The 24,117-nt window shown below is 68.9% G+C and carries 21 protein-coding genes and 1 pseudogene; 7 read left to right on the top strand and 15 right to left on the bottom strand.

The features are described 5' to 3' along the window. Positions 1–28 precede the first annotated feature (28 nt). The 3 genes from G9Q41_RS00685 to G9Q41_RS00675 all read left to right on the top strand — a co-directional run bounded on the left by G9Q41_RS00685 (position 29) and on the right by G9Q41_RS00675 (position 4,901). A complete protein-coding gene (locus G9Q41_RS00685; RefSeq protein WP_017974747.1) occupies positions 29–928 on the top strand; it encodes a serine hydrolase in 900 nt (299 codons plus the stop codon). A gap of 364 nt (positions 929–1,292) precedes the next feature. Beyond that, positions 1,293–4,385 (top strand): Tn3 family transposase, encoded by a 3,093-nt coding sequence (locus G9Q41_RS00680; RefSeq protein ID WP_092521670.1) that lies wholly within the window; start codon positions 1,293–1,295, stop codon positions 4,383–4,385. A gap of 180 nt (positions 4,386–4,565) precedes the next feature. After that, the gene (locus G9Q41_RS00675; RefSeq protein ID WP_139186515.1) at positions 4,566–4,901 is read left to right on the top strand and encodes a hypothetical protein; all 336 of its coding nucleotides are present in this window, start codon (positions 4,566–4,568) and stop codon (positions 4,899–4,901) included. A gap of 235 nt (positions 4,902–5,136) precedes the next feature. Here G9Q41_RS00675 and G9Q41_RS00670 read toward each other — a convergent pair whose 3' ends face one another. After that, a complete protein-coding gene (locus G9Q41_RS00670; protein WP_092521672.1) occupies positions 5,137–6,633 on the bottom strand; it encodes a potassium/proton antiporter in 1,497 nt (498 codons plus the stop codon). Between the two features lie 230 nt (positions 6,634–6,863). Here G9Q41_RS00670 and G9Q41_RS00665 point away from each other — a divergent pair, with 230 nt between their 5' ends. Then, positions 6,864–7,817 carry a tyrosine-type recombinase/integrase gene (locus G9Q41_RS00665; RefSeq protein WP_165631611.1) on the top strand — a complete coding sequence of 318 codons (954 nt, stop codon included), beginning with the start codon at positions 6,864–6,866 and terminating at the stop codon, positions 7,815–7,817. 10 nt (positions 7,818–7,827) lie between these two features. Here G9Q41_RS00665 and G9Q41_RS00660 read toward each other — a convergent pair whose 3' ends face one another. The 3 genes from G9Q41_RS00660 to G9Q41_RS00650 form a co-directional block, all read right to left on the bottom strand. Continuing rightward, positions 7,828–8,049, bottom strand: coding sequence for a hypothetical protein (locus tag G9Q41_RS00660; RefSeq protein WP_165631612.1), 222 nt, complete (start codon positions 8,047–8,049; stop codon positions 7,828–7,830). Between the two features lie 408 nt (positions 8,050–8,457). Next, positions 8,458–8,808 (bottom strand): DUF4440 domain-containing protein, encoded by a 351-nt coding sequence (locus G9Q41_RS00655; RefSeq protein WP_175455002.1) that lies wholly within the window; start codon positions 8,806–8,808, stop codon positions 8,458–8,460. A gap of 273 nt (positions 8,809–9,081) precedes the next feature. Beyond that, positions 9,082–9,441 (bottom strand): hypothetical protein, encoded by a 360-nt coding sequence (locus G9Q41_RS00650; protein WP_165631613.1) that lies wholly within the window; start codon positions 9,439–9,441, stop codon positions 9,082–9,084. A gap of 410 nt (positions 9,442–9,851) precedes the next feature. Here G9Q41_RS00650 and G9Q41_RS22505 point away from each other — a divergent pair. Continuing rightward, positions 9,852–10,317 (top strand): annotated as a pseudogene (locus G9Q41_RS22505) (GNAT family N-acetyltransferase). Between the two features lie 308 nt (positions 10,318–10,625). Here the strand turns inward: G9Q41_RS22505 and G9Q41_RS00640 are convergent. The 4 genes from G9Q41_RS00640 to G9Q41_RS00625 form a co-directional block, all read right to left on the bottom strand. Then, a complete protein-coding gene (locus tag G9Q41_RS00640) occupies positions 10,626–11,414 on the bottom strand; it encodes a tyrosine-protein phosphatase (RefSeq protein WP_207630428.1) in 789 nt (262 codons plus the stop codon). Positions 11,415–12,033: 619 nt separating this feature from the next. After that, positions 12,034–12,231, bottom strand: coding sequence for a hypothetical protein (locus tag G9Q41_RS00635; RefSeq protein WP_207630429.1), 198 nt, complete (start codon positions 12,229–12,231; stop codon positions 12,034–12,036). Positions 12,232–12,318: 87 nt separating this feature from the next. Next, on the bottom strand, positions 12,319–13,176 hold the full coding sequence (locus G9Q41_RS00630) for an NAD(P)H-binding protein (protein WP_165631615.1): 858 nt from the start codon (positions 13,174–13,176) through the stop codon (positions 12,319–12,321). A 264-nt stretch (positions 13,177–13,440) separates the two neighbouring features. After that, on the bottom strand, positions 13,441–14,208 hold the full coding sequence (locus G9Q41_RS00625) for a TetR family transcriptional regulator (RefSeq protein WP_092521678.1): 768 nt from the start codon (positions 14,206–14,208) through the stop codon (positions 13,441–13,443). 160 nt (positions 14,209–14,368) lie between these two features. Here G9Q41_RS00625 and G9Q41_RS00620 point away from each other — a divergent pair, with 160 nt between their 5' ends. Continuing rightward, positions 14,369–15,523, top strand: coding sequence for an acyl-CoA dehydrogenase (locus G9Q41_RS00620; protein WP_092521679.1), 1,155 nt, complete (start codon positions 14,369–14,371; stop codon positions 15,521–15,523). Positions 15,524–15,600: 77 nt separating this feature from the next. Here the strand turns inward: G9Q41_RS00620 and G9Q41_RS00615 are convergent, their stop codons facing one another. Continuing rightward, positions 15,601–15,996 (bottom strand): hypothetical protein, encoded by a 396-nt coding sequence (locus tag G9Q41_RS00615; RefSeq protein WP_092521680.1) that lies wholly within the window; start codon positions 15,994–15,996, stop codon positions 15,601–15,603. A gap of 196 nt (positions 15,997–16,192) precedes the next feature. Here G9Q41_RS00615 and murJ point away from each other — a divergent pair, with 196 nt between their 5' ends. Next, positions 16,193–17,833: a murein biosynthesis integral membrane protein MurJ gene (gene murJ / locus G9Q41_RS00610; RefSeq protein ID WP_165631616.1), complete on the top strand. Its 1,641-nt coding sequence runs from the start codon at positions 16,193–16,195 to the stop codon at positions 17,831–17,833. Positions 17,834–18,120: 287 nt separating this feature from the next. On the opposite strand, the gene G9Q41_RS00605 is transcribed toward murJ, so the two are convergent. The 6 genes from G9Q41_RS00605 to G9Q41_RS00580 all read right to left on the bottom strand — a co-directional run bounded on the left by G9Q41_RS00605 (position 18,121) and on the right by G9Q41_RS00580 (position 24,115). After that, entirely contained in the window at positions 18,121–18,882 is a 762-nt protein-coding gene (locus tag G9Q41_RS00605) for a glutamine amidotransferase (RefSeq protein WP_207630430.1), read from the bottom strand. Beyond that, a complete protein-coding gene (locus G9Q41_RS00600) occupies positions 18,879–20,240 on the bottom strand; it encodes a MurT ligase domain-containing protein (RefSeq protein WP_207630431.1) in 1,362 nt (453 codons plus the stop codon). The genes G9Q41_RS00605 and G9Q41_RS00600 overlap by 4 nt, the downstream gene beginning before the upstream one ends. Before the next feature lie 15 nt (positions 20,241–20,255). Further along, a complete protein-coding gene (locus G9Q41_RS00595; protein WP_165631617.1) occupies positions 20,256–20,492 on the bottom strand; it encodes a hypothetical protein in 237 nt (78 codons plus the stop codon). An 840-nt stretch (positions 20,493–21,332) separates the two neighbouring features. Continuing rightward, entirely contained in the window at positions 21,333–22,271 is a 939-nt protein-coding gene (locus G9Q41_RS00590) for a DUF5996 family protein (protein WP_165631618.1), read from the bottom strand. 106 nt (positions 22,272–22,377) lie between these two features. Then, positions 22,378–23,370 carry a ring-cleaving dioxygenase gene (locus G9Q41_RS00585; RefSeq protein ID WP_165631619.1) on the bottom strand — a complete coding sequence of 331 codons (993 nt, stop codon included), beginning with the start codon at positions 23,368–23,370 and terminating at the stop codon, positions 22,378–22,380. A 133-nt stretch (positions 23,371–23,503) separates the two neighbouring features. Further along, positions 23,504–24,115 (bottom strand): N-acetyltransferase, encoded by a 612-nt coding sequence (locus G9Q41_RS00580; protein ID WP_092521686.1) that lies wholly within the window; start codon positions 24,113–24,115, stop codon positions 23,504–23,506. Positions 24,116–24,117 lie beyond the last annotated feature (2 nt).

The following is a 24,117-nucleotide window of genomic DNA, read 5'->3' as shown; positions in this document are numbered from 1 at the left end:
AAACCCCCGCACGGAAACGGGAGAACACGTGCCCGCCGAAAAGCTGACCAGCGGACTCGTCGCCGAACTCGAGGACGGCGGGCTGCGCGGATCGTTCCTGGTGCGCGACCTGAGCTCCGGCAACGAGATCGGCATCGAGCCGGAGCTGGCCTTCCCCGTCGCCTCGCTGATCAAAGTGCCGCTGGCCACCACCACGCTCGACCGGATCCACCGCGGCGAACTCGACGGGTCCCGGCGGTTGGAAGTGCAACCCGGCCGCGTCACCACACCCGGACCGACCGGGCTGACCAGATTCCAGCACCCCGCGCAGGTGTCCATCGACGACCTGCTGTACCTGAGCATGGCGATCAGCGACAACGTGGCCGCCGACGCGCTGTTCGACCTCACCCCGCCCGCCGCGGTCACCCGCGCGCTGCGGGGCTGGGGGCTGAACGGCATCACCGCCCGGCACCGGCTCGGCGACCTCGCCGACACGCCCCAGGAACGGCTCGAACCGGACAAGGCCCACCTGGCCCACTCGCTGGCCATCGGAGCCGGAACCGCCGGACGCGGCCACGAGATCGCCCAACTCGACGTCACCCGGGCGAACTCCGGCTCGGCTCGCTCCTTCGTCGACCTGCTGCAAGCACTGTGGACACCGTCGAACATCGACCACGCCGTCGCCGCGCGAGCACGCGAGCTCATGGGCAGCAACCTGCTGCGGCAACGACTGGCCCCCGACTTCAGCTCCGATGCCTCGACGTGGTCGTCCAAGACCGGCACGCTGCTGAACCTGCGCCACGAGATCGGAGTCGTCGAGCACTCCGACGGGCAGTGCTTCGCCATCGCCGCGCTGACCGAATCGCGCGTTCCCGCCGCGACCCAACCGGAAGCCGAAATACTGATGGCGCGGGTCGCGCGCACGCTGCGCGACCACCTGCGCCGCTGACACCGCCGCACCCGTCGACGTGGACCGTTACCGACCGTCCGCAGCGGCGTGCCGGGCGAAAAGCGCGTACGTGTTCGAAACCGACTCCCCGCCGAACGCACCGACGGGGCCGGAAGGACGGCCGAGTCGGCGACCCCACGGGATCGACCCGCAGCGACCGCGTCAGCGCAGCGACTCGGTTCGGAGCTACGCCGTCCCCTCGTCGATCGGAGTGTTCTGCGCGGCGGCCAGCCACCACCGACCGTCCCGCTCGACCAACGTGTACAGCGCCATCTCGGGGTCTGAATAGCAGCGGTACAGGATCCTCCGCTAAGCGTTGAGGGTGTTGATCGTGTGGTGGTACGTGGCTGGTTGAATCCGTCCTGTGCCGGTGGAGTTCTTGACCGATGAGCAGGTGGCCCGGTTCGGGCGGTTCGCTGACCAGGCACCGTCGCAGGCAGAGTTAGAGCGGTTCTTCTTCCTCGACGATGCCGATCGTGCGCTGGTCCGGCGGCATCGCGGGCAGCACAACCGGCTGGGGTTCAGTCTCCAGTTGGGCACGGTGCGGTATCTGGGGACGTTTTTGCCGGATCCGTTGGAGGTGCCCACCGAGGTGGTGGACTTCCTGGCGTCCCAGTTGGAGATTGCTGACCCGTCGTGTGTGAAGTCCTATGCGCAGCGGCAGGCCACCCAGTGGGAGCACGCTGCGGAGATCCGCAGCGAGTGCGGCTACCGCGACTTCGCCGACGCCACCGACGAGGTCGCGGAGTTTGTGTCGGCGCGGGCGTGGACGCGGGTGGAGTCGGCGAAGGCGTTGTTCGAGGCCGTGGCGGCGTGGCTGCGGGCGAACCGGGTGCTGTTGCCGGGCGCGAGTGTGCTGGCGCGGTTGGTGTCTGAGCACCGCGAGCAGGCGAGCCAGCAGCTGTATGCCGCGCTGCACCAGGCGGCGGCCGAGGCGGATGCCGAACTGCCGCATCGGTTGACGGGGTTGTTGGCGGTGCCGGAGAGCTCGCGATTCTCCGAGCTGGAGCGGTTGCGGCGCGGGCCGACGCGAGTGTCGGGGCGGTCGGTGACTGAGGCGTTGCATCGGGCCTCGGAGTTGTCCGGGATCGGCGCGGGGGCGGTGGATGTCTCGGCGGTGCCGGCGAACCGGCTGGAGGCGCTGGCCCGCGACGGGCTGTCGGCCAAGGCCCAGGCCATCGCGCGTCGTGAGGCGCCGCGGCGGACGGCCACGCTGGTCGCGGCGGTGCGCAGCCTGTCGGCCTCGGCGGTCGACGATGCGCTGGATGTGTTCTCCGTACTCATGAACACCAAGCTGATCAAGGCCGCCGAGCGCACCAGTCGCGAGACGAAACTGGCCCGGCTGCCGAAACTTACCCAGGCGTCGGCGACGTTGGCCTCGGCGTTTCGAGTGTTGGAGGACATGCGGGAAGCCGCCGACCAGGGCGGTGGCGGTGAGCATGTGGTGCTGGATGTGTCCGCTGTATGGGCAGCGATCGAGGAGGTCGTGCCGCGCACGCGGCTGGCGGCGGCGATGGACACCGTCGAGGAGCTGGCCCCACCGGAGGCCGACGACGATGCCGCCTGGCGGGCCGAGCTGGTCTCGCGGTGGTCCACGGTGCGCCCGTTTCTGCCGCTGTTGGCCGAGGTGATTCCGTTCGGTGCGACCCCGCATGGCCAGCCGGTGCTTCAGGCGGTGCGCGAGTTGCCGGAGCTGATCGGTCGTAAGAAGGTCCGGGTCAGTGAGATCCGCGAAGAGGTGGTGACCGGCTCGTGGCGCAAGCTCGTGACCAGTGGCGAGGGAGTCGAACCGGGGTGTGTGGACAAGCACGCCTACGCGCTGTGTGTGCTGGAGGCGCTGCACCGGGCGCTGCGGCACCGCGAGGTCTTCGCGACCGATTCGCAGCGGTGGGGTGATCCCCGCGCTCGGCTGCTGGACGGGGCCGCGTGGGATCGGATTCGGCCGAGTGTGCTGACCGGACTCAAGCTGCCTGAGGATGTCGGAGCGCACCTGGACGAGCAGGCCGCGGCGTTGGATGTGGCGTGGCGGCACTTGGGCACGCGCTTGTCAGCCACTGCCGGCCAGGGGCGGGTGCGCGTCGAGCCGGGCCGAGATGGGCGGGCTCAGGTGCGGGTGGACGCGCTGGAGAAGTTGGAGGAGCCGCCGTCGCTGGTGGCGTTGTGGGAGTTGACCGAGCGGATGCTGCCCGAGGTGGATCTGCCGGATCTGCTGTTGGAAATCCATGCCCGCACCGGGTTCTTGTCCGAGTTCACCCACGCCTCCGGCGGCGAGTCCCGCATGGAGGATGCGGAGTTGTCGCTGGCGGCGGTGCTGGTGGCTGAGGCCACCAACGTCGGCTACAAACCCGTGGCGCGGTCGCGGCATCGGGCGCTGAACCGGGCACGGCTGTCGCACGTGGAGCAGAACTACCTGCGGGCCGAGACGCTGAAAGCGGCCAATGCGCGGCTGATTGAAGCTCAGGCCGAGATCGGCCTGGCCGGGCTTTGGGGCGGCGGCATGGTCGCGTCGGTGGATGGGCTGCGGTTCGTGGTGCCAGGCAACACGGTCTACGCCGGGCACAACCCGCGGTATTTCGGCCGTCGGCGTGGGGCGACCTGGTTGAACGCGATCAACGACCAGGTCGCCGGCATCGGCGCCACGGTGGTGCCGGGTACGCAGCGGGATTCGCTGTATCAGTTGGACGTGCTGCTCAACCCCGATCACGGCCAACGCCCGGAGCTGGTCACCTCTGACACGGCGGGGTATTCGGACATGGTCTTCGGGCTGTACCGGATCTGCGGCATGGCCTACGCGCCGCGGCTGGCCAGCCTGTCCGATAGCCGGTTTTGGCGCTTGGACGCGCACGCGGACTACGGCGCGGCGAACGATCTGGCCCGGCACCGGATCACACCGGAGCGCATCCGCGCGCACTGGTCGGAGATGCTACGGGTGGCCAGCTCGCTGGTCACCGGCACCGTGCGCGCCTACGACCTCATCCGCGCTCTGGGCCGCGACGGCAACCCCACCCCACTGGGCCAAGCCTTCGTCGAGTACGGCCGCATCGCCAAAACGCTGCACCTACTGGCAGTGTGCGATCCGGACGACGACAGCTACCAGCGGGCGCTGAACGCCCAGCTCAACACCACTGAGTCCCGCCACCGGCTGGCCCGCAAAATCTGCTTCGGCTCCCGCGGCGAGCTGCGCCAGAGCTATCAGGAAGGCATGGAAGACCAACTCGGTGCGCTGGGCTTGGTGCTCAACGCCGTGGTGCTGTGGAACACAACCTATCTTGACGCGGCCCTCGGCCAGCTGCGCGAACAAGGCTATCCCGTCGACGACGCCGACGCGGCCCGTCTGTCCCCGCTGGGCGATACGCACCTCAATGTCCACGGAACCTACACGTTCCCCCCGACATCGTCGGGTGAGCTGCGTCCACTGCGGGATCTTAATGAGCTCGTCAAGGTAGACGGGCTATAGCGCGCCGCTGGACTATCGTGGTTGTCGTGGATCTCAAGACAGGCTCGCAGGCGGAGCTGGTTCGCTCCGGGTGAGTGGGACGTGGCGTGGTGACCAGATCGGGGAGTTGCCCGCTGGCGATGTGGACAGGTCACCGGTGGCGGTGCTGGTGGCCGGGACTGGGTGGTGTGGCAGGCAGTGATGGGACGACGGATCGATGAGGTGTTCTCGGGAGGGCCGCGACCTGCGTTGACGGTGGTGATGGTCAACGCGGTCGTGATGGGCTTGGCCGGTGTCAGCGCACCGATCGGCTGGATGTTGGTGCCCGGTGTGGTGGCGATGCTCGTGCGGCCGCGGGTCGCGGTGGTGGTGTCGGCGTGGGCAGCATTGTTGGCGCTGGTATCGGTGTTCGTTCCCGTCGTTGCCGGGCACCGGACTGGGGGGATGTGGTTGGTCGCCTCGGCGGTGTTCTTGGCTGTGCTGCCGGCCCTGTCCTGGGCACGTCGGCGGGGGGTGCGTGCCGGAATCGAGTCGTGACAGGTCCAGACGCCGAGTGGGCCACGGGCACAGCAGGCCCCGTGCCCCGGCATGCGGTGTTGGGTGGCTCGTGTGGGATGTGATCGGCGATACTGGGCCGTGCGTGCGGAGTATCGCCTTGGGGCGGTCATGATGTGCGCGTTCCCGGGTCGGCGTGGCTGCTTGGCACGCTGCTGGCGCCGATCCGGGGCAGGTCCCGAACACCGCCGGGGTGGGGTTCGTGGCCGCGGGAGGGTTAGGCGGGGGCGCCGGTGTCGCCGAACCAGTCGGCGAGTGTGCCGCTGCGGCTGACGGCACGCAAACGGCGTTCGGTGCTCGCGCGGCGGGCCGAGGTGGTGACGATGAGCAGTTCGTCGTCGGCTTCGATCCAGGTGCTCGGCTGGGGGACGAAGGCGTGGCCGCGGCGGATGATCAGGGTGATGGCGCTGGGGTCCGGCAGCCGGAGACCGGTGGGGGTGCTGTGATGCAGCCGCGAGTCTTCCGGCACGGTCAGGGTCAGTAGTTCGGCGTCGATGATTTCCAGCGGGGCGGCTTCGATCTGGACCTCGCGGGTGGTTTCGCGCGGGATCAGCCGTAGCCGGTGGGCCAGGGGGCGCAGGCTGGGGCCCTGGATGAGGGTGAAGATCATCACCAGCACGAACACGAGGTCGAGCAGCCGGTCGCTGCCGGGCACCCCGGACACGATGGGGAAGGTGGCCAGCACGATGGGTACGGCTCCGCGTAGTCCCGCCCAGGACAGAAAGGCGTGTTCCCGCCACGGGAGACGGAAACCGGCCAGGCTGATCACCACCGACAGAGGCCGTGCCAGCAACAGCAGCACGAGGCCCACCCCGAGGGCGGGCAGGATCTCGCCGCCGAGTTCGCTGGGGGTGACCAGCAGTCCCAGCAGCACGAACAGGCCGATTTGGGCCAGCCACCCCAGCCCTTCGGCGAAGGAGCGGGTGGCCGCGCGGTGGGACAATCCGGAGTTGGCCAGGGTGACGCTGGTGAGGTAGGCGGCGAGGAATCCGCTGGCTTGGGCCACCCCGGCCGCGGCGAAAGCGGCGATGCCCAGCCCGACGGTGGCCAGGGGGTACAGTCCCGAGGCTGGCAGCGCCACGCGCGGCAGCGCCATGGCACCGAGTCTTCCCAGTCCGAGCCCGATGATGGCTCCGACGACGAGTTGGTAGGCCAGGCTGCTCGCGATCTGGGCCGGAGCGATATCGAGCGGCGTGGCGCTGAACAACAGCACCAGGATCACGGTCGGGGCATCATTGAAGCCGGATTCGGCTTCCAACAGCCCGGCCACGCGTTTCGGCAGCGGCAGCACCCGCAGGATCGAGAAGACGGCCGCCGCGTCGGTGGAGGACACGATCGCGCCCAGCAGCAGGGACAACTGCCAGGACATTCCTAACAGCAGGTGCGCCCCCGCCGCTGTGACCACGGTGCTGATGCCGACACCAACGGTGGCTAGAATCCCTGCCGGAGCCAGCAGGCGGCGGATGTCGGACCAGTCGGTCGTCAGTCCGCCCTCGACGAGGATGACGGCCAGAGCGGCCGTGCCCAGGTTCTGCGCCAACTGGGCGTCGTCGAACTCCAGTCCGATGCCGTCCTCACCGAGCGCGACTCCGACCAGCAGGAACAACAACAGGGCCGGCAGCCCCACCCGCGCGGCGAGACGGGTCGCGACGATGCTGACCAGCAGCACACCGGTACCTGCCAGCAGCACCACGTACAGCTGCTGCAGACTCATCCGATCCCCGATCTGTAGCCGGTCACCGGTTCCGGTGGCTGACACCGCGCAAACGCGCGCAACGGGCTCGCGAACACGTCCGTTCCCAGCGGGCGCCCGTGGCAGGCGCAATGCGCACCGAACCACGGTGACCAATATCGGAAGTGATCATAGCAAAGCACGTCCGGCGGTGATGTATGCTCCCCGAGGTCGTCGGCGGTTGATCACCGTGACCGGGAGGATGGGTGCTCGTGCCTGCCACCACATCGCAAGCACACCGCGACAGCTCGCCCCACGAGCTCGTATTGGCCGCCTACCGGGCCGCACTGGCTGGTGCGGAACTGTCCGAGCAGGCCCGGCGCGCCTACGCCTCACGGGTAGCCGGATTCCTCGACTGGCTCACCTCGACCACGACGCTCGCGCCCGAAGCGGGCGACCCGCTGGCCGAGCCCCGCGCCCGCGACATGGCCGTGCGCTCCTACCGCACCTACCTCGCAGGCGAGCGCGCCGCGAAATCCAACACGATCAACGCGGCACTGACCGCGCTGGACCACTTCTACGCCCACCACCTCGGCCTGGGAACACCCCACGTTCGCCGGGAACAACAGCCCGCGAGCACGCCGGAGCCCCTCGACGGGGACGAGCAGCGCCGGTTCCTGCGGGCCGTGACCGCCCACCCCTGCCCACGAGAACGGGCGATCGCACTGATGCTGCTACGCACCGGACTGCGCACCGAGGAACTCGCCCACCTCGACCACACCGACCTAGCAGTGTCCGGAACCTCCAGCACGGTGCGAGTGCGCCCCCAACCCCACTGGAATCCCAGCACCCGCCGCGAACTACCGCTGCCCGGATCCGCCCGCGCTGCGGTGACCGCCTGGTTGACCGAACGCTCCCGCTGGCCCCATGCCACCGACACCCCAGCGCTATGGCTCAACCGACACGGCGGCCGACTAAGCGTGCGCAGCATCAACACCATCATCCGCGAACTCGCCGTAGCCGCCGACCTCGTCCACACCACCGGCCCCGAAGCAGGCAAAGCACGCGTGCACCCGCACACACTGCGCCACACCTTCGGGCTCCACCTCGCCCGCAACGGCCTCGACACGGCCACCATCGCCACGCTGATGGGACACGCCAAACTCAGCTCCGCCCGCATCTACACACGACCGGCCGCCGAACAACCACCGCGGACCACCGCGTAACCCCACACCCTCACCCGGGCCGCTCACGCGCGGCGAGAATCATGCCGATCGTTCGCGCCTCACCGGCTGTCAACCGCAGCCACAACCGCGCCGCATCCGGATCGTCCGGCTCACGCGTGTACAACTCGAAACACCCGTCCCGAGTCGCGTGAATACCGACACCAACTCCGGCCTCCGTGACGAACTCGTACAGCGTCCCGTGCCCGAACAACACCTCCGTGGTGACATCCATAACCCAGTATGCCCGCAGCCACCGATCCACCGCATGTGTCGGGGAACGACCGTTTGTCAACACAACCCCCACACCGGTGGTCCACACCGCCCGACCCATCCCACGAGCATTGGGAAAACCGGGTGTCCACCAAATCGATCACGGCCCTTTGTCGTACAGCCGGGCGCGCTCACGATCGTGAAAAGTGCCCACCGAGGGCCACCACCACGGCCGACCTCGTCCTCGACGGCGGCTTCTTCAACACGATCGGAGCGGCGCGCGCATCGGCTACGCCCGCGCCCTACTCGCCGAACCCGGACCACGATCAACGCTGTCGAGCCAAAAGCCCCCTCTCCACTCATCCGCTACCAGCCCAACCCCAGTCTGGCGTCTACAACCGATGGCTTGGCGGAGGATCCTGTTCGAGTACTACTCAGACCCCATCTCGGAGAATCCGCTCTCCTCGAGGGCCTGCCTGCGGATGTGTGCGATCGCCACACCGGCGGCGGGCGCGAGCACTCGGACGATCTCGAACCGCGACGACGGGGCGACCGCGGCCGCCATGAGCCGACGGTGCACGTCCAACAGCTCCTCGACGTCGCCCAGCGTCCTCCCGTAGGGACTTCCCCACATCACGTCGGCGGCGAAGGAACCATCGTAGGTTTCGGCCTCACCCGCATCGAGCCCCTCCTGGAGCTCAGCGGCGAACCGTTCCACCGCTGCTTCGGCAGCCGCCTGAGCTGCCGGGTCGTTCAACCGTGGCCGCACCTCTGTGGTCATTCCCTGCCTCCTCGTCCGGATTCGCACCAACGCTAGGAGTTCAACCGAACTAGAAGTCAATCCGTGATCAGCACCCGACCGCTCCAGGACGGAAAAACTCGCAGCCGGATCCCCACGCGGATGAACTCGTTTCCCCAGTCGCCCGACTCGGTCCACGCCGTTCCCCGGCGCGATGACACCGACAGTTGTGCAACGTGCGCCGAGCACCTCCGCCGGGGAACAGCCGCAGGTCGTCGGGCATCCCGTCGAGCGCAGTTGAGATGCCCGGAGTTGTCAGCCGAGGTCGACCACGCGCTTGCCGCGCCGGTCCAGCATCGCCGCGAAACGGCGCTGCTCGTCCGCGTCCTCCCGGGAAGCGTTCGCGTCCGTGCCGACCAGCCAGGTCAACCCGCGACACCGCCCGGCGGGCAGCGTGTGGTCCTCGTCGACCAGAGCGACCGCGTACAACCACTCGGAGCCGGCGTGCTCCTGGGCCCACTGGACGACCTCTAGCACGTCGGCTCCCGTGACGTCGTAGGTGTCGGTGGACCACGATGCCGGCGGGGCGTCGCCGCCTGCGAAGAAGTAGACGCGGAACCTCGGCTGGTGCCGCTCCCAACTGCTGTCGCGCTCGTCCACGCTCGTGATGCGCACGGCCGCGATGCTAGGTGGTGCGGCAGGGTTCGCACGAACGGCACCCGCAGTGCCTGCATCATCAACCAGGCCCCCGCACGGTTGTGCCGGCGGACCGCGAGTCGAGCACGTCGCACGGATCCGTCACCGTGACCAATGTGTCTGACGGGGAAACCCGACGAGGACACGGGGAAACGACCTCGGGTGCTTTCTCCCCCGCAATCGAACAGTTCTGCTCCGCAACCCTTTCCGTTTCCTTGCTTGTGGGTGTTCGTGGTAACTGGACCGTTGGTTTCTTTGAAAGTTTATTTTAGTCAACACTGAAAACATAGTGACTGCAGAACACTGAACACGTTCGCGGCTTCTCGTCGATCCGAGGCTTCTCAGCGCGGATCTTCCACCGTCGAAGTCGGGCAGGCTAACCTGGCGTAATGCAGCGCACAGTGCGGATCCTCGTGGACGATCCGTCCGATCCGGAGGTCGCGGGCTTCCTCGAAGAACACCTCGCCGACATGGAGCACACCTCCCCGCCCGACAGCAGGCACGCCCTCGACATCGCGGGACTGCTGCGCCCCGAGGTCACCTTCTGGACCGCGCGCAACGGCACCGAGCTTCTCGGGTGCGGAGCGCTCAAGGAGCTCGACCACCGACACGGTGAGATCAAGTCGATGCGCAGCTCACCGCGTCGCGCGCGCGGGAGTGGCCAGCCGTCTCCTGCGGCACGTCATCGACACGGCGCGGGAGGGCGGCTACCACCGACTCAGCCTCGAAACCGGTTCGGCGGAGTTCTTCCGCCCCGCGCGGGAGCTGTACCGCAAGCACGGCTTCACCGACTGCGCGCCCTTCGGCGACTATTCACGTGACCCGAACAGCGTGTACATGACGCTGCGGCTCTAGGAACCGCCCCGACCGTCCGCGCCGGGCAGGTCCAACTGCGCGTCGGGCGACGGCACCGGCTCTTGTGGCTGTTCCTCAGGGACGTCCTCGCTCCTCTCGGCTCGCCCCGAACGAGCCGAGAGCCTTCCCCGACACCGGCCGGCGCCTGGACGGGCTCCCCCTAGCCCGAGGAACCTGGCCCCGGCGCCGACGCGATCACTTCCTTGTTCCTCGACACGCGTTATCGACACCGACGACCTGGGGAAGCGCCGATGCCCGCCGAGTGTCGATGGATCACCGTCTTTCGATGGTGGCTGTGTCGGCGTCCGTCAGTTGAGGTGCGAGCCCAAGAGCCTGCTTCGGATGCGGACGAGCTCGTCGCTGCGGACACCGGCATCGAGAAGATACCGCTCGACGTCGAAGCCGTCTAGGGTCGCCAAAACGGCTTCTCCGGTCGTGATACCCCGCTCCGCGAGGACGGCCTCGATGATTGGGCCTTGGTCCTCGACGCCCAAAGCGGCGAACAACGCCGTGAGAGCTTCGGTCGACATGGTGTAGTCCGCCGCGATGGCCTCGGGGTCTACGTCGGCCAGCGCGAGCAGCAGGAGCGCGATCAGCCCAGTTCGGTCGCGGCCGGCGCCACAATGGAACAGAACACCACCTGGGTTGCTGCGGGCCATGGCCTTGATGACGGCAGCGCAGCGGTCGGCGTTCTGCTCGAGGAAGACAGGGTAGTAAAGCGGACTGCCGTTGAGTTGTTCCTGGTTGACGTGCTGCCAGAACTCGACATCGTCGATGTCGTCGAGCGGGACTTCGATCCGGTCGATACCCGACGGTGTGGCCGTGACCGTGCCGGTAGCCGTGAACTGCGCCGAACCCGGCTGCGCTGTGGGCGATTCCGCCGTGGTCCTGATCTCGTCCGTATTGCGGAGGTCGACGATGGTGCGGACGCCCGACTTCCACGCTTGGGACCAGCCCGCGTCGGTGACGAAACGAAGGTCCGCCGCCCTGAAGAACACGCCGTGGCGCGTCGTGCTGCCGGACCTGGTCGGCAGACCACCAAGGTCCCTGGTGTTGAAGAAGCCTTCCCAGGCCACTGCCCTGCTGTCCGTGTTCATGAGCTGGGCGCTGCCTCCTCAATCAGGCTGTCGGCGATCGATGGTTGCCCGTGTCGTCTGTATTGACGTTTGGACACGCCGGTTGGTTCGTCCTGTCGACGAATTGGTGCTGATGTGGGCAAAACGACGGTTCGGGCTTGTGCTCGCACCTGCATGAGACGCCTTTTTTCGCCCCGCACCGGTTCCTGCATCGCGTGCACTGGCCCTGTCGACGTTTGAGGACTGGACCGGCGACTACAGCAACGCGTCGTCGACCGGCTGGCAAGCGGCCGGTGACCAGTGCGCGCGGACTCCTGCTCCACCGGGAACCTGGTCATGCCCCCCGCGGTCAGGGACTTGCCATGCTTCGGGAACCGTTGACCGTCCGACGAGAACATCGTGCCGCCGCTGCCGGTCCGTCAGATCCTCACCCCCGCCGACCGATGCGCTGTCCACCGCGGTCTCCGGATGGATGCCGGTCTTCTTGGGCGTTGATCCACCTACCGGAGACCTCACTGCGTTCAAGCGGCCGGGCCCCACGTTCTTGGCTTGTATCAGCTAGCGACGCGGTACGCTGGATCAGCTCGTGGGACGTCGCTGGTGCTGCGGGCGCCGACCACCCGATGAGAGGCTCGGCGCATCACGACTCCGCCGATGATTTGCCCCGCGTCACGCGCTTGAGCGCGTTCGTTACTCCGGGGACCAGTACATAGACCGTGGCGGGCACGAGTACGGCTGTCAGGACGAGCGTGCGCAGCGGCAGGGCGAGCTGCGACAAGCCGAAGCGTTCGAAGAGCCACAGCACGAGGATCAGGGCCGGGTAGATCGACAGCCACATGACGAACACCTGACCCAGGCGATGAGGACCGTGGCCGCCGGTGGTCATGTCGTGCCCGGGGAGCTGTGCCCTGAATTCCCGAGCACGTCAGGCTCCACGAGAGGACTCAGCACGGGCATCCCAGACTCCGGTCGTGGCGGTCTCACGGGCGTACTCCGCGAAGTCGCGGGGCTGACGGCCGAGAACGCGCTCGACGGTGTCGGTCACGTGGGCCCTGCGACCGTCGAAGACCTCGACCATGAGAGCGGTCAGCTGCGTCGCGTACTCGGCAGAGACACCTCGTTCGGTCAGCGACGAGATGAACTGCTCGGGCGTGACCGGAAGATAGCGAATCTCCCTGCGGGTCGCCTTCGACAGCTCGCCGACGGCATCGGCGAAGGTGAGCAGTCGTGGTCCGGTTATTTCGTGGATTCGGCCGGCGTGGCCGTTCTCGGTCAACGCCGCGACTGCGACATTAGCGATGTCCTCGGCGTCGGTGAACGGTTCCGCGATGTCTCCGGCCGGAAGCGCCACCACACCGGCCCGGACCAGGTTCACGAGGAACGCCTCGCTGAAGTTCTGGGTGATGAACCCAACCCGTACGATGGTCCACTCCGCACCCGAGTCACGCACCGCCTGTTCGCACCGCTCGGCCTCTGCGGAACCGCGGTCGGCGAGCAGGACGAGGTGCCGGACGCCGCAGTCCACCGCGAGGTCCGCGAAGGCCCCCACGGTCCTGGCAGCGCCGGGGAACGCCGCATCAGGGTGGTAGGCCACGTAAGCCGCGTCCACGCCTCGCAGTGCGGGTTCCCATGTGGTCTCGTCGGCCCAGTCGAACGGCGGGTCGGCACGCCGCGAGCCGACCCGCACCGGCACGTCACGCGCCGCGAGCCCGGACACGATGCGGCATCCGGTCTTGCCCGTCCCCGCGAGGACCAGTGTCGTCGGCTCAGTCGCTGCTGCCATGCTCCACAATCTACTGGGATGCCCGGAAACGGGCCATGGCCGAGGCTCGCACGTCCGTAGTGGTGCGTCTGGTGCTGTACCGGCGTCCCTGGCCGATCCTGCTCGACGAAGCCGGGTTCAGAGACGCGTTCTTGCTGCGGTCCATCCTGACCCCGCGGCGGACCTCGCGTCGGTACCAAGCGGTCTCCGCCTCCGAAGGTCGACCCGCTACCCCTTCGGCGAATACTCACGTGACCCGAACAGCGTGTACATGACGCTGCGGCTCTAGGAACCGCCCCGACCGTCCGCGCCGGGCAGGTCCCGCAGCGCCGACTCGATCCGGTGCCGGACGGTCTCGGCCGGTGCCGAGGTCCGCAGCACACCGACCACGACCTCGCTCTCCGGATCCCCCGCTGCCCCGGACGTCTCGCCCGGTTCGCGGTCCACCAGCCCGGCGTCGTCGAGGGCCGCGCGCAACGCGCCGTGCGCGTCGATCTCTCCCCCACTCTTGAGCCAACGACGCAGCACGTGGTTGTGGGTGGCGACGACGGTGGCCGCGGTGACCGACGCCCGCAGATCGGCATTCGGCCCATCCGCGTAGCACCGGCGCAGGTACCGCGCGAACACTCGCTGGTAGCGGTCGATACTGACGATCTCGCGGTCCCGCAGCGAGGGCACCTGCCGCGTCAGCTCGAAGCGCTTGAGCGAGACCTCCGGTTCGGCCAGGTAGGTGTCCAGCACGCTCTCCGCGGCGCGGCACACCACCCGCATCGGGGACGCGTCCGCATCGGACCGTTCGAGTTCGGCGACCACTTCGGCGAGGCGCTCGTCGTGATCGGGAAACACCACTTCCTCCTTGGAGCGGAAGTAGCGGAAGAAGGTGCGCCGCCCGACTCCCACGGCCTCGACGATGTCCTCCACGGTGGTGGCGTCGTAGCCCTTGCTCGCGAACAGGTCCAGAGCCGCCACGGCCAGAGCGCTGCGCAGCCTGCGCCGCCCTCCTTCGGTGCGCCCGGCCCGGGACTTGGAGCCGCTGGAGTTTTCCTCGGGCATGACCCGCAATGTAACAGGACCCGATTGCTGTTGGCACGCAGTGCCGTTAGCATCACTTCATATCGCGCCTAATGGCACCGAATGCCAAAGACGCGTCCGGCAATCGATCCGCGGGGCCCGCCGCCCCCGCGAACCACTCCGTGACTGGAGGAGGAAACTCGTGGACTCGAGCTTCGACACCTACCAACTCTCCGACGAGCACGAAGCCCTCCGGGACGCCGTGCGCTCCCTCGCGGAGAAGGAGATCGCACCTTACGCCGCCGAGTGCGACGAGCAGGAACGCTACCCCCGAGAAGCGTTCGAGGCCCTGGCGAAGTCCGGATTCGCGGGGGTGCACGTGCCGGAGGCCTACGGCGGGCAGGGGGCCGACTCGGTCGCCACGTGCATCGTCATCGAGGAGGTGGCCCGAGTGTGCGCCTCCTCCTCGCTGATTCCCGCGGTGAACAAGCTCGGCACGGTTCCGATCCTGCTGTCCGCCTCGGAGGACCTGAAGAACAAGGTGCTGCCCTCCATCGCCGCCGGGGAGAGCACGGCCTCCTACGCGCTGTCGGAGCGGGAGGCCGGCTCGGACGCGGCCTCGATGAAGACCAGGGCCCACCGCGACGGCGACACCTGGGTGCTCAACGGAACCAAGTGCTGGATCACCAACGGCGGCGAATCCAGCTGGTACACGGTCATGGCCGTGACCGATCCCGACAAGGGACCCAACGGGATCAGCGCGTTCGTGGTGCACGCCGACGACCCGGGTTTCGAGGTCGGCGGTAAGGAGAAGAAGCTCGGCATCAAGGGCTCGCCCACGGCCGAACTCCACTTCAACGACTGCACCATTCCCGCCGACCGGATCATCGGCGAGCCGGGCACGGGCTTCAAGACGGCCCTGCGCACGCTCGATCACACTCGCCCCACCATCGGCGCCCAGGCCCTGGGCATCGCCCAAGGGGCGCTCGACTCGGCGGTCAACTACGTCAAGGAGCGCAAGCAGTTCGGCCAGGCGGTCGCCGACTTCCAGGGCGTGCAGTTCATGCTCGCCGACATGGCGATGAAGATCGAGGCGGCGCGGCACATGATCTACGTGTCCGCGGCCCGGGCCGAACGCGAGGAGGGCAACCTGGGCTTCATCTCGGCCGCGGCCAAGTGCTACGCCTCGGACGTGGCCATGGAGGTCACCACCAACGCCGTGCAGCTGTTCGGCGGCGCCGGATACACCCGCGACTTCCCCGTCGAGCGGATGATGCGGGACGCCAAGATCACCCAGATCTACGAGGGCACCAATCAGATCCAGCGCATGGTCATGGCCCGCTCGCTGCTCAAGTGAGACCGGCGGAGTCGGGAGGGCCCGCGCCCCTCCCGGCTCCCGACGGCGGCAGCCGCCGTGCAGGCACCGGCTCGACCTCACCGTCCGCACTGGAGCTCGACGAAGTCGTTGACCCCGTCGTAGCCGCGCCGCAGCGCCCAGACCCAGCCCCACCGGTCCCAGCAGGAGAGCTCCCCGGCGGGAGCGGTGAACCTGGCCCGCTCCTCCTGGGACCAGAACCGCTCCAGCGCGCCGAACTCCAGCACCACCCAGTCCCCCAGCCTCTCCGGCCGCAGCTGTTCACCGGCTCCACGCAGGTCCCTGCCGGTGTCCCTGTAGCGGCTCCAGCCGCTCCGCCTCCCCGGCAGCAGCGCGAAGCCGTACAGCAGCCCCCGCAGCTCCCCCACGGCGCAGTCCACACCGGCGTGTCGCCAACGATCGAGTATCAGCACCTCGCTCGGCAACCCGCCGGAGGAAGTCCCGGAACCGCCCATCACATCTCCCGCGTGCGCTGCGACAACAGTGCAGAATCCGAGTATGGGCCCGACGTGGGCGGCGCGCACTGCCACGCTCGCCGCCCGGCGAACGAGCCGGTGGGAACTTTTCGGGAACGCGTTCCTCCCGGTGTTTCGTTACCGTCGAACCACCGGACTCACTCATCGGTCACACCACACATCGGACGGGAGATCCGTGGTCGAGCAACGGGACCCACCGCGCAGGAGAACGACCTCGCTGAGCCGGGCCAGCGGCGCCATGGCCCTGGCCACGATGGTGAGCAGGATCAGCGGGCTGTTCGCGAAGCTGCTGCTGGTGTGGGTGCTGGGGCTGGGAGTGGTCAACGACTCCTACACCGTGGCCAACACGCTGCCGACCGTGGTCAACGAGCTGCTGCTCGGCGGGGTGCTCACCAGCGTGGCGGTGCCGTTGCTCGTCAGCGCGCAACGCAACAGCGAGGAGGAGGGCGAGGCCTACGCCCAGTGGATGATCACCATGGGCGTGGTGCTGCTGGGGGCGGCCACGGTGCTGGCCGTGCTCGCCGCTCCGCTGCTCACCGAGCTCTACCTCGGACCGCACACCAGGGCCAACCGCGAGTTGACCACGGCGTTCGCCTTCCTGCTGCTGCCCGGCATCGTCTTCTACGGGATGTCGGCCATGCTGATGGCGATCCTCAACGTTCGCCAGGTCTTCGGCCCACCCGCCTGGGCACCGGTCATGAACAACGTGGTCATCACGACCGCGGTGCTGCTGTACACCGCCGTTCCGGGGCGGATCACGCTGGACCCGGTGCGCATGAGCGATCCGAAGCTGCTCGTGCTCGGACTGGGGACGATGCTCGGGATCGCCGCGCAGAGCGCGGTCATGATGCTGTCGCTGCGCCGCACCGGTTTCCGCTTCCGCTGGCGCTGGGGCTGGGACCGGCGGCTGTCCGAGTTCGGCGCCCTGGCGGGCTGGGTGGTGCTGTACACGCTGATCAGCCAGATCGGCATGATCGTGACCATCCGGGTCGCGGGGCAGGGCACCCCGGGCAGCGTGGCGACCTTCCACTACGCCTGGCTGCTGTCGCAGGTCCCCTACGGAGTGCTGGGCGTTTCCCTGCTGCAGGCGCTCATGCCCAGGATCAGCAGGTCCGCCGATCAGGGCGACACCGAGTCCTTCGTCCGCGACGTCGGCCTGGGCGCGCGGTTGAGCACGATGCTGCTGATGCCGGTCAGCGCGCTCATGCTCACCGGCGGGTCGGCCATCGGCGTGGCCTTCTTCTCGCTCGGTCAGGGGACCGTCGGGGCCGCCGACAGGCTGGGGGTCACCCTGGGGGTGGCCGCGGCGGGCATCGTGCCCTTCGCGATCACCATGCTGCAGCTGCGGGCCTTCTACGCGATGAAGGACGCCCGCACTCCGATGCTGATCAACGTGGGCATGGTCGCCTTCCGCGCCCTGCTGTGCTACGCGCTGCTGATGGTGCTCGACCCCCGGGACCTGGTCATCGGGGTGACGCTGGCCATGTCGTTGAGCTTTCTCGTGGGTGCCGTGGTGGGCCAGGTCTGGCTGCACGTGCGGCTGGGCAGCGCCCAGACCCGCGAGACCCTCGTCGGGGTCGGCTGGGCGCTGCTGGCCACGGCAGCGGGGTGCCTCGCCGCGACCCTGACCCTCCGCCCCGCGGCGGGTGCGCTGGCCGGGCTCGGCGAGGTCGCCGGGGCCTGGGGCGATCTCACCATCCGCGCCGCGCTGGTGCTCGGCCTCGGTTTCGGTCTGATGCTGCTGCTGCCGATTCCCGAGATGTCGATGGTCCGGGCCCGCCTGCGGCGGGTGCTGGACCGGCTCCGCGGGGCGTGAGGCCGCGACCCGACGACCGAATCGCAGCGGGCCAGGCCCTCGGCTCTCCGCTGGTGGGGCTGCTCAGCGACCTCCACAGCCCCACCGGATCGTTCCTCACCGCCGCGGCGATCGCCGCCCTCGGAGCCGCTCTTCGCCCGACCGGCTCGCACACCTCCGGGAACACCGCTCAAGAACCCGCCGGGGCGCACGCACCGAGCTCGACTCCGTAGCACCGCAAGAACGCCCGACCTCGTTCACGCCACCCGCTCCCGCCCGAGCACTCCGGGGAGCGGACACGCACCGGGTCACCCCCGCACCCGCGTGCGCTCCGCACGCAGCTGTTCGAGTTCGGGGAACTCGGCAAGTTCGCCCAGCGGGGCGCCCACGGCCCAGGAGAGCACGGTGTCCGCCAGGGCGGGGTTGCGGGCCAGCACCGGCCCGTGCAGGTAGGTGCACACCACCCTGCCGGTGACCGCGCCCTCCAACCCGGCGGCGCCGTTGCCGATGCCGTGCAGCACCCGCCCCAGCGGCCGTGCGCCCTCGCCCACTTCGCTGCGCCCCAGGTGGTTCTCGAACCCCGTGAGCACGCCGATCCCGGCGAGCTCGGAGCGGGTTCCCAGCTCGCCGATCGCCCGGTCTGCACCCGGCCGAGTCTCGATGTCGACGAGGCCGAGCCCGGCCTGGCTCTTCCCGTCGCCGGTGGTGAACCTGGTGCCCAGCACCTGCAGCCCGCCGCACACCCCCAGCACGGCGGCTCCCGCGTCGACGGCGCGCCGCAGTCCGTTCCCCCGGTTCAGGAAGCTGACCGCGGCCTGCTGGGCGACGTCCTCTCCCCCGCCGAGCAGGTAGATGTCGCAGGACTCGGGCAAGGACTCCGCCGAGGAGAGCACGGTCACGATCTCCGCGCGGTAACCGCGCCAGCGCAGCCGCTGCGCGAGCACCAGGGCATTGCCCCTGTCCCCGTAGGTGCCGAGCAGGTCGGGCACCACGAGGGCGATGCGGACCGTCGACTCGTCGGTCGGTGCCCCTGCGGGCGGTGGCGTGTCGGGGCTCGGTTCTTCGGTCATGGGCGCTGCCTCTTCGCGAACAGGTCACGGAATGCGGTGTAGTTGGCGATGACCTCGGCGGGCTGGTCCGATCCGGTGATCGACGCGCTGTGCAGCGCCTGCTGCACGTCGGAGGTGATCTCGCACGGCACCTCGGCATAGCGCAGCCGCACGGCGAGGTCCAGCGCGCGTTCCCCGGTGACCAGCACTGTCCGCCCGGCCAGCCGTTCGAAGTCGATGTCCCACAGCCAGGAGACGTCGTGCCCGTCGGCTTCCCTGCTGTTGACGACCAGCACCAGGGGCCGGGTGTTGCTCGCGACGAGGTCGAGCATCTCGAGCCAGCTGGCCGGGTTCTTCGCCAGCAGCAACCGCACCGCGCGCCCGGCCAGCACCGTGTGCTCGTAGCGGCCGTTGGCCTCCTGCACGGCGCGGACCCGCTCCAGGGCCGTGCGGGGCGCGACGTCGAGCGCCGTGCTCGCCGCCAGCGCGAAGGTGGCGTTGACCCGGTTTATCTGGCCGGGCAGCGGCAGGGACAGCTCCTCGTGGGTCCCGTCCGGGGCGACCAGCCCCGTCTCGTCCACCGTCCAGTCGGCTCGGGGGCGGCGCAGCCCGCACGCGCACTTCCACTCGCCGTCGACCTCCTCGAGGAAGGCCCCGCAGCGGGGGCAGTTGAGCGCGTCGTGCTTCCAGCGGCACCCTCCGGAGACCCAGGTGACGTCCGGGTGGTCGAAAGCCGCGGAGACGATGTTCGGGTCGTCGGCGTTGGCGATCACCCTGGTCCTGGGGGCTTTCGCCAGGGCCTGCCGAATGCTGGCCTCGACGCTGCGTATCTCGCCCACCCGGTCGAGCTGGTCCCTGCTGAGGTTCAGCAGCAGCAGCACCGCGGGCTGGAAGCGGTCGGTCAGCTGGGCCAGGTGCAGCTCGTCGACCTCCAGGGCCGCGAAGTCCGCGCGGGGGCGCGTCATCAACGCCGCCACGTGGCCGTCGAGCATGTTGGCCCCCGTGGCGTTGCTGACCGCCTCCCCCGAGGCGCGCAGCGTCTCGGCCACCATGTGCGTGGTCGTCGTCTTCCCGTTGGTTCCGGTGATCACCACCACGCGTTTGTCCGCGACGAGCTCGCCCAGCAGGTTCGGCTGCAGCGCCAGGGCCACCCTGCCTCCGATGATGCCGCCGCTGCCCAGCCTCAGTCGTTTGGAGGTGTTCGTGGCCAGCCTGCCCGCGAACAGGGCCAGACGGGTACGCAACCGGTGCCACGTGGTCCGGCCGATTTCCGGGCCGCGCGGCGGCACGATTCGCCAGCGCTGTCCGGAGGGCCGTGAACACGACTCGCCACCGTGGTGCTGTCCCCCGCGCGCACCCTGCCGGGTCGTGTCCGTCATCGTCCGTTCCTTTCCTCAGCGAAGCGGGCGTCGTGCGACCCCCCGGAACGAGTCGGGCGGCGACTGCCCCGGGCTCTGCCCGGGGGCGTGACCGGCGGAGCGGTTCACCGCTGACCGGATCAGCAGGCGCCGCGCTCCCAGCAGGACCGTCAGCGTCGCGCCGACCACGACAGCGGCCGTGCCGACCCATTCCCTCGGTGTGGTGATCAGTTGCGCCGTGTCGACAACGGAGATCAATTGTTCGGCGACCATGATTCCTCGCGTCGTTTCAGTGTAATGGATGCGATGCTTTTTCGCCGGACACGAACGAATCCGCAAGATTTTCACATCGGGATCACGGGATGTCGATCACAACACCACCGACTGCCCGCTTATCTCCACAGCGGACTACCCGAAAACGGGGGATGTCATGTGAATTCGAACACGAAAAATCTTACGTCATCCAAAAGAATGAGCCACTACTTTTTTGCCACCGTGCGTCACGAGAATACGCATCGCGCTTCGTTGAACACTGTTTCCCGCTGCGCAGCGCAGAAGGTCAACACACGTTCGAGTAAAACAACAACCACGCTCAGTGATAGCGCTGATTCGGCGGTCGAGAGCTTGATCGAGTCCGTGGCCCGACCTCACTTGACGTGCGGGCACAGCTGCCACACGCTGAGGCCTCCGGCTGCCGGAAGCGGAAAACGAAGGCAAGGGTTTCCTCGCCCGCTCGCCGCACCCTCTGCCGAGGAGGGGATCGGAATGGAAAGTGTCGTGTTGATTCTGCTGTCCAGCTTCGTCGTCGTCGGAATCCTGTGGACGGCGTGGGACCTGCACATCGACCGGCGAAGAAGACGCAGACAGTGAACCGATCCGCGCGGAAGAAAAGCCGGAGACCACGCGACGGAAATCGAACGTGCTCACGAGAACGCCCGTCGCCTCGCTCCGGCTTCCGCACGGCAACCGCTCCCCCGCCAGTCGCGATCCGCACCAGACAGCAGTCGTCAGCTCGACCTCGGCGCCCTTCCGGCCCCCGGAGCGCCAGGTTCCCGGATCAGCACCCGCCCTCGCCCGCCCGGGCGGCAGCGCAGCTACCCCCTGCTCCCGCGGTCAGCGCGGGCCGGCCCGTCGGGCGGGATCGTCCTCCAGCGCGGCGCGGTCCCAGTCGCCGCACTCGGCCGCTGCCTCGTAGGTGGCCCGCAGGAAACCGAGCAGCACGGCCTCGGGATCCCGCGCCCGGCGCACGCTGTCGTAGGGCAGCAGGAACTCGCCGTTGTCGAAGTGCGCCTCCTCCGGCAGCACCGGGTACTCGGCGAACCCCGCCGGTTGCGGATAGGCGTAGGAGTAGAACGCCCCCTCGGGACCGCCTCCCGGCCAGAACCCGCAGCTGCTGAGCTCGTGCGAGTAGCCCTCGACCATCACCCAGTCGCCGCAGTTGGGCGCACCCCCGGGGTGGCGCGGGGCGGTTCTGCCGGAGAAGCGGGTCACGGCCAGGTCCATCGCCCCCCAGAACAGGTGAACCGGGCTGACCTTGCCGATGAACCCCGAGCGGAACTGCTCGAAGACCCGCTGGGCGCAGCGCAGCTGCCCCCAGAACAGCCGGGCGTGCTCGGGTTCGTAGCAGCCGTGCTCCTCGTCCTGCTCGAACGGGATCGCCCTGGTCACCTCGGTGGGTTTGGTCCGGATCGCGACCGGCAGCCCCAGCTGGTCCAGCTGCCGCATCGTCTCGCGGTGGAACTCGGCCACCGTTTTCGGCTCGAGCTTCACCGCGCGCTGCTCCCCGCTGCTGGAGCGGATCACCAACCGGTGGTCGGTGAAGTCGAACTCCATGTCCAGCGTCCGACCGCTGTGGTCCATGGCCCCCGTGGTCAGCCCGCGGGCCGACACGTACAGCGGGATCTGCCACCAGTGGTTGATCATCGGGTTCAGGGCCAGTTTGATCTTGCCCACCAGCTGCAACCACATGTGCAGGGTGTCGCGGGTGTCCACCCAGTCGGACACCCGCAGAGCGGGCCACTGCTCGACCCGCAGCACGGACTCGGTGGTCATCGACTACCTCCCCGACGAGAGGGACTCGGTTCGATCGGCTGGTCGCGAGCGGCCGCGCCGCCCGCCAGCGGCAGGCGCCCGGACCGGGGCGGGCCCGAAACCCCCGTCACGAGGGTTCCCCCGTGGGCGGCGGGGTGAAGGTGATCTCCTCCTCGGGCCCGGGAACCCTGAGGGCGGGCAGGGACTGCTCGATCTCAGCGCGGGACGGCTCCAGCCACGGCGGCAGCTTCAACGCCCTGCCCAGTTCCATCAGCGGTTCGTCGACCGTGAACCCGGGCGAGTCGGTGGCGATCTCGAACAGCACCCCGCCGGGCTCGCGGAAGTAGATCGAGTGGAAGTAGCGCCTGTCCAGCACCGGGGTGATGTCCAGTCCCCGGTCGAGCAGGGTGTTGCGCCAGTCGACCTGCTCGGACTCGTCGGGAGTGCGCCACGCGATGTGGTGCACCGTGCCCGCCGCGACCGTCCCCAGCGGGGCCTCCGGGCTGCACAGCACGTCCACCAGCGCCCCGGAGCCCTCGCTTCCCGCGGCGAAGCGGAAGCGGGACCCGGACTCCTCGACGAGCCGGAAGCCGAGCGTGTCGGTCAGCAGCTCGGCAGTGTGCTCGTGCCCGATCTCGGTGACCGTCACGGAGTGCAACCCCCGGATCGCGTACTCCGGCGGTATGGTCCCCTCCTCCCAAGGCCCGCGCTGGTCGGCCATCGGATGCCCGACCAGCTCGATCAGCAGGCCGTCCGGGTCGGCGACGCGCAGCGCTTCCTCGCTGGAGCGGGTGGCCGGAGTTCCGACGTTGACCTCCAGTCCGTCCAGGTGCCGGTACCACCAGCCCAGCGAGTTCTGCGGCACCGAGAAGGCCACCGCCGTGGTCTGCCCGGCCCCGCGCCGCCCGCTGGGCGCCCCCGGCCAGGGGAAGAAGGTGATCAGCGTGCCCGGTTGCCCCGATTCACCCCCGAAGTACAGGTGATAGGTGTCCGGGGCGTCGAAGTTGACGGTCCGCTTGACCAGCCGGAGCCCGAGGGCCGTGCGGTAGAAGTCCGCGTTGCGCTGCGGGTCCGTGGCGATCGCCGTCACGTGGTGCAAACCGGTGGGTGTGCTCGGCATGCTTTCGGCCTCCCTCGCTGGCCGTCCGCCGCGGCCGCCCTCACCCGGCGGGACGACTGGCTGCCGCAACCATCGTCCGGCATCAGCGGTCGGTTCGCAGTTCACGACCGCTCGGGTGGACAGGCACCGCTGCTCACGGAGCGCCGGCTCCGGGGCGACGCATCATGGCCCAGGTTCGCGGACCGTCGTCGGGGATCTCCACCTCCGCGACGACCTCGAACCCGAACCGGCGGTAGATCCGCACGTTGCGCTCCTGCGAGGTCTCCAGATAGACAGGCCTGCCTGCGCGCTCGGCCTCCACGAGACCGGGCCTGATCACTGCCCCGGCCATTCCGGCTCCCTGACTGCCGGGGTCGACTCCCACCGTGCCGAGGAACCACACCGGTTCGGCCGGCCGGTGCGGGTTCAGGGCGGCTTCGGCCCGCTCGGACTGCTCCAGCCGGTCGCCGGACAGCTCGGCGAACCGCGGCGCCAGTTCGGCGAAGACCTCGTCGATGCCGGTGCTGTCCGGGGTGGTCCACACGGAAACCGCCGCACAGCCCGGGGTCACCCACACCCGCCCGCACTCCAGACCTATGCGGGAGACGAACAGGCGCTGGAACTCGGCCAGCCTTTCCTCGTGGGCGTCTGCCGCGATCACGTGCCGCGTCCAGGGGTAGTCCACGAACGCGCGGCGCAGCGTGCGCACGGCGGGTTCGACGTCCTCGGCGGTGGCGAGGCGGGCTGACGCGGTGGACTCGGACATGC

The organism is Actinopolyspora sp. BKK2 (assembly GCF_011291845.1).
Classification (GTDB): domain Bacteria; phylum Actinomycetota; class Actinomycetes; order Mycobacteriales; family Pseudonocardiaceae; genus Actinopolyspora; species Actinopolyspora saharensis.
This window is presented reverse-complemented; position numbering and strand designations above follow the sequence as displayed.

Coding starts and splice junctions, on each gene's coding strand:
- G9Q41_RS00675 (WP_139186515.1), top strand. CDS start 4,566: ATGGGACGACGGATCGATGAGGTGTTCTCGGGAGGGCCGCGACCTGCG.
- G9Q41_RS00670 (WP_092521672.1), bottom strand. CDS start 6,633: ATGAGTCTGCAGCAGCTGTACGTGGTGCTGCTGGCAGGTACCGGTGTG.
- G9Q41_RS00660 (WP_165631612.1), bottom strand. CDS start 8,049: ATGGATGTCACCACGGAGGTGTTGTTCGGGCACGGGACGCTGTACGAG.
- G9Q41_RS00655 (WP_175455002.1), bottom strand. CDS start 8,808: ATGACCACAGAGGTGCGGCCACGGTTGAACGACCCGGCAGCTCAGGCG.
- G9Q41_RS00640 (WP_207630428.1), bottom strand. CDS start 11,414: ATGAACACGGACAGCAGGGCAGTGGCCTGGGAAGGCTTCTTCAACACC.
- G9Q41_RS00635 (WP_207630429.1), bottom strand. CDS start 12,231: ATGTGGCTGTCGATCTACCCGGCCCTGATCCTCGTGCTGTGGCTCTTC.
- G9Q41_RS00630 (WP_165631615.1), bottom strand. CDS start 13,176: ATGGCAGCAGCGACTGAGCCGACGACACTGGTCCTCGCGGGGACGGGC.
- G9Q41_RS00625 (WP_092521678.1), bottom strand. CDS start 14,208: ATGCCCGAGGAAAACTCCAGCGGCTCCAAGTCCCGGGCCGGGCGCACC.
- G9Q41_RS00615 (WP_092521680.1), bottom strand. CDS start 15,996: ATGGGCGGTTCCGGGACTTCCTCCGGCGGGTTGCCGAGCGAGGTGCTG.
- G9Q41_RS00605 (WP_207630430.1), bottom strand. CDS start 18,882: ATGACCGAAGAACCGAGCCCCGACACGCCACCGCCCGCAGGGGCACCG.
- G9Q41_RS00600 (WP_207630431.1), bottom strand. CDS start 20,240: ATGACGGACACGACCCGGCAGGGTGCGCGCGGGGGACAGCACCACGGT.
- G9Q41_RS00595 (WP_165631617.1), bottom strand. CDS start 20,492: ATGGTCGCCGAACAATTGATCTCCGTTGTCGACACGGCGCAACTGATC.
- G9Q41_RS00590 (WP_165631618.1), bottom strand. CDS start 22,271: ATGACCACCGAGTCCGTGCTGCGGGTCGAGCAGTGGCCCGCTCTGCGG.
- G9Q41_RS00585 (WP_165631619.1), bottom strand. CDS start 23,370: ATGCCGAGCACACCCACCGGTTTGCACCACGTGACGGCGATCGCCACG.
- G9Q41_RS00580 (WP_092521686.1), bottom strand. CDS start 24,115: ATGTCCGAGTCCACCGCGTCAGCCCGCCTCGCCACCGCCGAGGACGTC.